The 5,728-nt window shown below is 56.1% G+C and carries 3 rRNA genes; all 3 read left to right on the forward strand.

The annotated features are described in order from the left end of the window. Positions 1-266: 266 nt before the first annotated feature. The 3 genes from ACIBG5_RS43485 (at position 267) to rrf (ending at position 5,677) form a co-directional block, all read left to right on the forward strand. A 16S ribosomal RNA gene (locus ACIBG5_RS43485) occupies positions 267-1,784 on the forward strand. Between the two features lie 482 nt (positions 1,785-2,266). Further along, positions 2,267-5,395 (forward strand): 23S ribosomal RNA (locus ACIBG5_RS43490). Positions 5,396-5,559: 164 nt separating this feature from the next. Further along, positions 5,560-5,677, forward strand: a 5S ribosomal RNA gene (gene rrf, locus ACIBG5_RS43495). The 16S, 23S and 5S rRNA genes sit together here, the layout of an rRNA operon. Positions 5,678-5,728: the final 51 nt, after the last annotated feature.

Here is a 5,728-nt window from a genome sequence, read left to right on the forward strand (position 1 = left end):
CGCGGTGTGCGCCCGATTTTTGAGAACTCAACAGCGTGCCGAAAGTCAATGCCGAAAGATGCATTATCCCCGTTCATGGGCTTCGGATGATTTTTCTGCTGGGATGCCTTGATGGTGTTTCGGTGGGTGGTTGTTTGTTGTCTGTGGCGGATTCCTTTGAAGTATTTTTCTGGATTCAGTCAGTTTGATTGTTTCTGATTCGAAGGATCGTTTTTCGTTTGTCTGTTGTCTGCGGCCCCTTTGGGGTTGTGGTTGACATATAGATTTCAACGGAGAGTTTGATCCTGGCTCAGGACGAACGCTGGCGGCGTGCTTAACACATGCAAGTCGAGCGGTAAGGCCCCTTCGGGGGTACACGAGCGGCGAACGGGTGAGTAACACGTGAGCAACCTACCCTCAACTTTGGGATAAGCCTCGGAAACGGGGTCTAATACCGGATATGATCTCCTGCTTCATGGTGGGGGGTTGAAAGTTCTGGCGGTTGGGGATGGGCTCGCGGCCTATCAGCTTGTTGGTGGGGTAATGGCCTACCAAGGCGTCGACGGGTAGCCGGCCTGAGAGGGCGACCGGCCACACTGGGACTGAGACACGGCCCAGACTCCTACGGGAGGCAGCAGTGGGGAATATTGCGCAATGGACGAAAGTCTGACGCAGCAACGCCGCGTGAGGGATGACGGCCTTCGGGTTGTAAACCTCTTTCAGCAGGGACGAAGCGAGAGTGACGGTACCTGCAGAAGAAGGACCGGCCAACTACGTGCCAGCAGCCGCGGTAATACGTAGGGTCCGAGCGTTGTCCGGAATTATTGGGCGTAAAGGGCTCGTAGGCGGTTCGTCACGTCGGGAGTGAAAACTCGGAGCTTAACTCCGAGCCTGCTTCCGATACGGGCAGACTAGAGGTAGGCAGGGGAGAGCGGAACTCCTGGTGTAGCGGTGGAATGCGCAGATATCAGGAAGAACACCGGTGGCGAAGGCGGCTCTCTGGGCCTTACCTGACGCTGAGGAGCGAAAGCGTGGGTAGCGAACAGGATTAGATACCCTGGTAGTCCACGCCGTAAACGTTGGGCGCTAGGTGTGGGGGACATTCCACGTCCTCCGTGCCGCAGCTAACGCATTAAGCGCCCCGCCTGGGGAGTACGGCCGCAAGGCTAAAACTCAAAGGAATTGACGGGGGCCCGCACAAGCGGCGGAGCATGCGGATTAATTCGATGCAACGCGAAGAACCTTACCTGGGTTTGACATATAGGGAAATCCTCCAGAGATGGGGGGTCCGTAAGGGTCCTATACAGGTGGTGCATGGCTGTCGTCAGCTCGTGTCGTGAGATGTTGGGTTAAGTCCCGCAACGAGCGCAACCCTCGTCCTATGTTGCCAGCACGTTATGGTGGGGACTCATAGGAGACTGCCGGGGTCAACTCGGAGGAAGGTGGGGATGACGTCAAGTCATCATGCCCCTTATGTCCAGGGCTTCACGCATGCTACAATGGCCGGTACAAAGGGCTGCGAAGCTGTAAGGTGGAGCGAATCCCAAAAAGCCGGTCTCAGTTCGGATTGGGGTCTGCAACTCGACCCCATGAAGTCGGAGTCGCTAGTAATCGCAGATCAGCAACGCTGCGGTGAATACGTTCCCGGGCCTTGTACACACCGCCCGTCACGTCATGAAAGTCGGCAACACCCGAAGCCGGTGGCCTAACCCTTGTGGAGGGAGCCGTCGAAGGTGGGGCTGGCGATTAGGACGAAGTCGTAACAAGGTAGCCGTACCGGAAGGTGCGGCTGGATCACCTCCTTTCTAAGGAGCATTCGGCGATCGACCCGCAAGGGTGGTCGTCAATTCGTCGTTTCCTGGACGTTCGTTCCAGGGCGACGGTGCTTCGGAATGTGGAACATTGACCATTAGGCCTGGATCCCGATCGATCGAATCTAGTACTGCAGCTGCTCCTTGTGGGTGGGTGCGTGGAACGTGAGTGAGACCGGGTGAGAGGCCGAGGCGCGCTGTTGGGTCCTGAGAAATCGGGCCTGGACCTGGAAGGGTCTTGGACTGGTTGTCTCTGGGTCACAATCACACTGGATCCGTGAGGGTTTGGTGTGGTGGGTGGCTGGGGCCGGCTTCCATCAAACTGCTGGTGGAGATTGCTTGTGGGTGTGTTGTTTCCCTGTGGGTGGTCTTTCCTGGTGTGTGGTGGGTGTGAGCTGGTGTTCCTGCCCGTATTTTGAGAACTGTATAGTGGACGCGAGCATCTCTTTGTAGCGTAATTTTGTTGTTTTGTTTTGTGACAAGCTACTAAGGGCAATCGGTGGATGTCTTGGTACCAAGAGCCGATGAAGGACGTTGGAGCCTGCGATAAGCCCCGGGGAGTTGGCAACCAAGCTGTGATCCGGGGGTGTCCGAATGGGGAAACCCAGCTGGCATTCTAAAGCCAGTTACCAGTGCCTGAACACATAGGGTTCTGGAGGGAACGCGGGGAAGTGAAACATCTCAGTACCCGCAGGAAGAGAAAACAACAGTGATTCCGTGAGTAGTGGCGAGCGAAAGCGGATGAGGCTAAACCATGTGCGTGTGATAGCCGGCGTGCGTTGCGTATGTGGGGTTGTGGGAGCATTCAGACACTAATGCCGTGGTGTCGGAGAGTTATAAATCATCGTTGAAGTCGAATCTTCTGGAATGTTGAGCCGTAGTGGGTTATGGCCCCGTAGGCGTAAGACGGTGACTCTCGAGTGTTTTCCCGAGTAGCACGGGACTCTTGAAATCTTGTGTGAATCTGGCGGGACCACCCGCTAAGCCTAAATACTTCTTGGTGACCGATAGCGGACTAGTACCGTGAGGGAAAGATGAAAAGTACCCCGGGAGGGGAGTGAAATAGTACCTGAAACCGGTTGCCTACAATCCGTCGGAGCATTTCCTTTGTGGGGTGTGACGGCGTGCCTTTTGAAGAATGAGCCTGCGAGTTAGTGGTGTGTGGCGAGGTTAACCCGTGTGGGGTAGCCGTAGCGAAAGCGAGTCTGAATAGGGCGCTTTAGTCGCATGCTCTAGACCCGAAGCGGAGTGATCTATCCATGGGCAGGTTGAAGCGTGGGTAAGACCGCGTGGAGGACCGAACCCACCAGGGTTGAAAACCTGGGGGATGACCTGTGGATAGGGGTGAAAGGCCAATCAAACTCCGTGATAGCTGGTTCTCCCCGAAATGCATATAGGTGCAGCGTCGCGTGTTTCTTACCGGAGGTAGAGCACTGGATGGTCTAGGGGGCTTACCGGCTTACCGAAATCAGCCAAACTCCGAATGCCGGTAAGTGAGAGCGCGGCAGTGAGACTGCGGGGGATAAGCTCCGTAGTCGAGAGGGAAACAGCCCAGATCACCAGCTAAGGCCCCTAAGCGATTGCTAAGTGGAAAAGGATGTGGAGTTGCCCAGACAACCAGGAGGTTGGCTTAGAAGCAGCCACCCTTGAAAGAGTGCGTAATAGCTCACTGGTCAAGTGATTCCGCGCCGACAATGTAGCGGGGCTCAAGCAATCCGCCGAAGCTGTGGCATTCACACTCGTACCCGGTGATGTCTTTCGAGGCATCATCCAGGTGTGTGGATGGGTAGGGGAGCGTCGTGCAGCGTGTGAAGCAGCCTAGTGATGGAGTTGTGGATGCTGCACGAGTGAGAATGCAGGCATGAGTAGCGAATGACGGGTGAGAAACCCGTCCGCCGAATGATCAAGGGTTCCAGGGTCAAGCTAATCTGCCCTGGGTAAGTCGGGACCTAAGGCGAGGCCGACAGGCGTAGTCGATGGACAACGGGTTGATATTCCCGTACCGGCATTAACACGACCCGACCGAACCCGCTGATGCTAAGAACCAGAATCCACAAGACCTTCGGGTTGAGTGGTGGACGGTTTGACCCGAGGTGGTAGTAGGTGCATTGAGGAGTGACGCAGGAGGGTAGTCCAACCGCGGCGATGGTAGGCGTAAGCTGATCCGCGGGCAAGGTGGTAGGGCGAGGCATAGGCAAATCCGTGTCTCATTGAGCCTGAGAGCCGAGGCGGACCCGTTTAGGGGAAGTGGATGATCCCATGCTGCCGAGAAAAACTTCGCAGTGAGTGTTAGAGCCGCCCGTACCCCAAACCGACACAGGTGATCAGGTAGAGAATACCAAGGCGATCGAGTGAACCATGGTTAAGGAACTCGGCAAAATGCCCCCGTAACTTCGGGAGAAGGGGGGCCGGAACCGTTACCTCACTTGCTGGGGGAAGCGGTGATGGCCGCAGAGACCAGGCCCAAGCGACTGTTTACTAAAAACACAGGTCCGTGCGAAGAAGTAATTCGATGTATACGGACTGACGCCTGCCCGGTGCTGGAACGTTAAGGGGACAGGTTAGCTGGTTTCGGCCGGCGAAGCTTTGAACTTAAGCGCCAGTAAACGGCGGTGGTAACTATAACCATCCTAAGGTAGCGAAATTCCTTGTCGGGTAAGTTCCGACCTGCACGAATGGCGTAACGACTTGGGCGCTGTCTCAACCGTGGACTCGGCGAAATTGCATTACGAGTAAAGATGCTCGTTACGCGCAGCAGGACGGAAAGACCCCGGGACCTTTACTACAACTTGGTATTGGTGGTCGGTACAACTTGTGTAGGATAGGTGGGAGACTGTGAAGCTCGGACGCCAGTTCGGGTGGAGTCATCGTTGAAATACCACTCTGGTTGTTCTGGCTGTCTAACTTTGGTCCGTTATCCGGATCAGGGACAGTGCCTGGTGGGTAGTTTGACTGGGGCGGTCGCCTCCTAAAATGTAACGGAGGCGCTCAAAGGTTCCCTCAGCCTGGTTGGCAATCAGGTGTCGAGTGTAAGTGCACAAGGGAGCTTGACTGTGAGACAGACATGTCGAGCAGGGACGAAAGTCGGAACTAGTGATCCGGCGGTGGCATGTGGGAGCACCGTCGCTCAACGGATAAAAGGTACCCCGGGGATAACAGGCTGATCTTCCCCAAGAGTCCATATCGACGGGATGGTTTGGCACCTCGATGTCGGCTCGTCGCATCCTGGGGCTGGAGTAGGTCCCAAGGGTTGGGCTGTTCGCCCATTAAAGCGGCACGCGAGCTGGGTTTAGAACGTCGTGAGACAGTTCGGTCCCTATCCGCTGCGCGCGCAGGAGACTTGAGAAGGGCTGCCCCTAGTACGAGAGGACCGGGGTGGACGAACCTCTGGTGTGCCAGTTGTTCCGCCAGGAGCACGGCTGGTTGGCTACGTTCGGGAGTGATAACCGCTGAAAGCATCTAAGCGGGAAGCACGCTTCAAGATGAGGTCTCCCACCGGGTTAACCGGGTAAGGCCCCCAGTAGACCACTGGGTTGATAGGCCAGAAGTGGAAGCATCGCAAGGTGTGTAGCTGACTGGTACTAATAGGCCGAGGGCTTGTCACACACCCACACTCGTGTGGACCAAGACTTTCAAGCTGCGCTATGTAACTAGAGTTGTTCGCGTTCACTGTACGGTTCCCGAAATACGGTCAACCCAGCCTCGCCAGCCATCCGCGCAAGCGGATGCGTGGCTCGAGTAGTGTGGTTGGTTGATATTTCGATAGAGTTTCGGTGGCCATAGCGTCGGGGAAACACCCAGTCTCCATTCCGAACCTGGAAGTTAAGCCCGACAGCGCCGATGGTACTGCGACCGGGAGGTCGTGGGAGAGTAGGACGCCGCCGGACATTCACACTGTTAAGGGCCACCCCACAAGGGGTGGCCCTTAACATTTGTCC

The organism is Kribbella sp. NPDC050241 (assembly GCF_044459685.1).
In the GTDB taxonomy this organism is placed as follows: domain Bacteria; phylum Actinomycetota; class Actinomycetes; order Propionibacteriales; family Kribbellaceae; genus Kribbella.